This is a genomic window from Rhizobium sp. RAF56 (genome assembly GCF_052113965.1).
Taxonomy (GTDB): Bacteria; Pseudomonadota; Alphaproteobacteria; order Rhizobiales; family Rhizobiaceae; genus Rhizobium.
Window position 1 is genome coordinate 1 of the sequence record NZ_JBFRDU010000116.1, and the last position, 976, is coordinate 976.

General features: G+C 61.3%; 1 protein-coding gene. It reads right to left on the minus strand.

Features of this window, described 5'->3' with window-relative positions:
- Nucleotides 1-13: 13 nt before the first annotated feature.
- On the minus strand, nt 14-976 hold a 963-nt coding region (gene tnpC / locus AB4048_RS28820), incomplete at its 5' end, for an IS66 family transposase (protein WP_442205354.1).

Here is a 976-nt window from a genome sequence, read left to right on the forward strand (position 1 = left end):
GTAAGCGGTGTTTTCAGGCCACGGCTTTGATTTCGGGTTTTGGGGCATAGGCCCACGGCAGCAGGTCGTCGATCTGGCTATTTGGATGACCGTTGATGATCCTTGTGAGGACGTCTGAGAGATAGGCCAGCGGCTCGACATCGTTGAGCTTTGCGGTTTCGATGAGCGATGCGATGGTCGCCCAGTGTTCGGCCCCGGCGTCTGACCCTGCGAAGAGTGCATTCTTCCGATTGAGGGCAATTGGCCTGATTGACCGCTCGACGATGTTGGAGTCGATCTCGATCCGGCCGTCGTCGATGAAGCGGGTCAAGCCTTCCCAGCGGGACAGGGCATAGCGGATGGCTTCGGCGAGCTTTGTCTTCTGGCTGATGTAGCCGAGTTGCTCACGCAGCCAGGGAGCGAGGTTGTCGGTGATCGGTCGGCTCTTCTCCTTGCGCTTGGCGCTACGCTCCTCGTGCGTGCGACCACGTATCTCGTCTTCGATCCTGTAAAGTTCGGCGATGCGTCGGAGCGCCTCGCTAGCTATGGGTGCCGGACCGGCGGCGGCCAGTTCATAGAAGCGGCGTCGAACGTGCGACCAGCAGAATGCCAGCGACACGGTGTTCTTTGCCGCGAGCGGGCGATATCCACTGTAGCCGTCTACTTGCAGGATACCGACGAAGCCGTCGAGATGGGCCATCGGCCGCTCGCCTTTGCGGTCCGGCGCATAGACATAGGCGACGCCGGGCGGGTCATCGCCCTGCCATGGCCTATCATCCCGTGCGTAGGCCCAGAGTTGCCCGGTCTTGGTTTTGCCACGTCCTGGGTCGAGCACCGGAGCTGTCGTTTCGTCAGCGAAGAGCTTGGACGACGACTTCAAATGATCAAGTAGCCGCTGATGGACCGGGCGTAAATGCCAGGCGGCGCGGCCGACCCAGTCGGCGAGCGTCGAGCGATCGAGATCGATACCTTGGCGCTTGTAGATTTGCGCCTGGCG